This is a genomic window from Erythrobacter sp. (genome assembly GCF_023653175.1).
Taxonomy (GTDB): domain Bacteria; phylum Pseudomonadota; class Alphaproteobacteria; order Sphingomonadales; family Sphingomonadaceae; genus Erythrobacter.
Genome location: NZ_JAMNXL010000277.1, coordinates 1 through 3,057, shown reverse-complemented (window position 1 = coordinate 3,057; position 3,057 = coordinate 1). Strand labels below are relative to the sequence as shown.

General features: G+C 70.7%; 2 protein-coding genes and 2 pseudogenes. 1 reads left to right on the top strand and 3 read right to left on the bottom strand.

Annotated elements, in window-relative coordinates:
* The 3 genes and pseudogenes from NBV68_RS18830 to NBV68_RS18820 all read right to left on the bottom strand — a co-directional run.
* Positions 1-202, bottom strand: a pseudogene (locus tag NBV68_RS18830) (hypothetical protein); the annotation flags it as partial.
* Positions 203-245: 43 nt separating this feature from the next.
* Complete coding sequence (locus NBV68_RS18825) at positions 246-1,481, bottom strand: hypothetical protein (protein ID WP_296312984.1); 1,236 nt, start codon at positions 1,479-1,481, stop codon at positions 246-248.
* 123 nt (positions 1,482-1,604) lie between these two features.
* Positions 1,605-1,931 carry an Hpt domain-containing protein gene (locus tag NBV68_RS18820; RefSeq protein ID WP_296312982.1) on the bottom strand — a complete coding sequence of 109 codons (327 nt, stop codon included), beginning with the start codon at positions 1,929-1,931 and terminating at the stop codon, positions 1,605-1,607.
* A gap of 67 nt (positions 1,932-1,998) precedes the next feature.
* Here NBV68_RS18820 and NBV68_RS18815 point away from each other — a divergent pair.
* Positions 1,999-3,057, top strand: a pseudogene (locus NBV68_RS18815) (ATPase); the annotation flags it as partial.

Here is a 3,057-nt window from a genome sequence, read left to right as displayed (position 1 = left end):
GCAATTGTGCGGCCAGATCAAGGATCATGCCGCGCACCCGGGCAAGGATCGCCTCGCTGACGAGGCTCTGCGCCTCGGAGCCCAGGAGATGGCGCATAACCGGGACGACCGCCGTCAACGCGCGGGCTTCCCGCGCGAGCCCGCCGCGCAGGATCGCCTCGACAGCATCGTCGGCGGCAAGGTCCATCGTCTTTTCGCCCATTGTCCTGGGGGCATAGAGCCCGCATAGTTAAGGACGGGTTAGATCAATCCTCGGGCCCGCGCAGCATCAAAGCTGCGCATAGCCCCAAGGCGAGACAGGCGAGCACTTCGGGCAGCAGGCCGAAGGTGGCGGCGAGCGCAAGGACAAGCAGCAGGCTCGCGCGGTCGGAAGCGGCGGCAGCAAGCGCGGTGTCGCCCGCGCGCGCCGCAAGCCGGGCGAGCGCGTAGGCGACCGGGCCCAGCGCTGCGAGCGGTTGCCACTCGGGAAATGGCGCAAGACCGAACCACAGGGTCACCCCGGCGAGAAGGTCGCACATCCCCGCCAGCACCTTGCTCGCAGCGCTCCCCCCCGTCCCGCCCGTGCGCCGCAGCCTTGCGGCGAGCGCATCAAAACCTTGTGAGACCTGCGCCGCCAGCATCCCCAGCCCCGCCAGCGTCAGCCCGGCCCCGGCAAAGCCGAAGGCCGCCGCCATCACCCCGCTGAGCAGCAGCACCAGCGCCGCAGCGCCGGCGATCAGCTGGCCATGTTCGAGCCCGCGCGGCACGATCGCGCGCACCGATGCCGCGGCAAGCGCGGTCCCCGGCGCGCGCCAATCGGCCGGGGGTGTGGCCGCGGCGATCAACGCGCTCTCGTGCCGCCGGACGGCCGCGTCGCTATCCGCCAGCAGCCACGTTTCGGGCACCAGCTCGCGCGCGGCGAGTTCGCGGGTCGGGGTTCCGGCCTGGAGCGCAAGCCGCAGGAGCAGCGAGACCGCGTCGGCATCGGCGGGAAAATCGGCGAGGCGCTGGGCCGGCGCGCCGCGCATCACCAGCACCCCGCCCCAGTGGCGCGCAGCATCGATGCGCTCGAAATCGGCAGGGTGCGCGGCTGCGAGCGGGTGATCGGCGGGGATCGTCGCCACCATCCGCTGGAGGCCCGCCTCGCCCCCGCCATCGCCCACGCCCCTGTCCGTCCCAATCCCGACCAAGGCGCGCACCACCACCGGATCGGGCACCAGCCCGTCGGCAAGAATCACCAGATCATCCTCGGCCCGCACCAGCGCGGGGATCGCGGCAAGGCCCCGCAGCACGTGGAACTGCAAGCCTCGGCCTTCAAGCATGTGCTGCAATTCGATCACCGTGCCGCCCGGAGCCTCGGAGAGGCAAAGCACCCGCTCGACACCGAGCCCTTGCAGCAACTCCGCCTGCCAGACGATGCAGCTGCGCCCGGCAAGCGGCAAGGCGGCGCGAAGCGCGCCTTCCTCGCTGTGGCGCAGCGCGGCAATCAGGCCGATGCGCATGGGGCTAGCTCCTCCGGTCGCGGCGACAGGGGATGGAGGATTGGCGGTTTGGACGTCAGGGTTCAAGCGGCCCGGCAGGCGTTGCCCCCAAGCACGGGGCGTTCCAGCACGGAGCGGCGGCGATCAGATCCGGTTGGGATCGGGCATGCGGGTGCGCGCGAAGCGGGCGATCACCGCCTCGACCTCGCGGATCGCCATCGGCTCGCCCGGCGCAGCGTGAAGTGCGATTTCGGCGGCCTGCAGCAGGTCCTCGGCGTGGAAGCTCGCGGCAAGGCCCTTGAGGCGCATCGCCGCGACATGCCAGTTGCCGTCGCAGCGCGCGCGCTTCAGCAGATCGAGCTGCTTGGCCGCGCTGTCGAGGAATGCGCCGCGCAGCTCGCGCAGCAGCGCGGCATCATCGCCGGCTGCGGCCGCCAGGGTCGCATCGAGAGCTCCGTGATTGAACGCCATGCCTCAGGAATAATCCGGATTGGTTAAAGCAGGGTTTATCCCGAGTCGCGCTGTGGTATGAAGGGGCATGGCAGAACGGCACCAGATGCGCGCCCTGGGGCGCAAGAGCGGCAGCGACAACGCGGGCGAGACCAAGCTTCCCGAGGCCGAGGGCAGCGCGGAAGCTCTGGAATTGTCAGACATCTGGGTTGACGAGGACAGCGGCGACGAGGCGCATGACGTGCCCCGCCGCTCGCTGCTCGCCAAATCGGCACCCTTGCTGGCAGTGCTGGCGGTGACCGGGTGGAGCGGCTTCTTCGTGTGGGCCCATCTTGCCGACATGCAGGCCTCCCCCGTGCCCGCGCAGTGGGCGCAGTGGGTGGTGATGTGGGCCGTGCCGGTCGAGCTCGTCGGGATCGTGTGGCTGCTCGCAATGCGCTCGTCTCAGGCCGAGGCACAGCGTTTTGCCGCCACCGCCGCGGCGATGAACCGCGAGAGCGCCGCGCTCGAGGCGCGACTCAAGGTGGTCAACCGCGAACTCAGCCTGGCGCGCGAATTCCTTGCCGCCGAGGCCCGCGATCTGGACGCGCTGGGGCGCATCGCGGCCGAGCGTTTGTCGAGCCATGCCAGCGAATTGCAGGCACTGATCAGGGGCAACGGCGCCGAAGTCGAGACCATCGCCACCACCAGCGAAACCGCGCTCGGCAACATGAACCGGCTGCGCGACGATCTGCCGGTGATCGCCAATGCCGCACGCGATGTGACCAACCAGATCGGCAGCGCCGGGCGCGTCGCCGAGGAGCAGCTTTCGCGGCTGGCAGGCGGGTTCGAACGGATCACCACCGTCGGCACCGAGAGCGAGGAACTGGTCGCGCGGCTGGGCGAGAACGTCGGCTCGACGCTCGCCGGGTTCGAGAGCCAGCTGGTGCGGATCGACGCGCTGGTCTCGCAGCGCTTCGCCGCGCTCCGCACCGAGGCGGAGGGCTACCGTGCCGCTGTCGGCGCGCTCGAGGAAGAGGCCATGGCGGCGCTGCGCGAGCGCGCGGGAACCGCCGCGAGCGAGGCCGAAAGCACCGCCGCGCGCCTGCGCGACGCGGCCGAAGAGGCCGAGGCGCGCTTTGCCGGGACCATCAAGGGGCTTCACGAT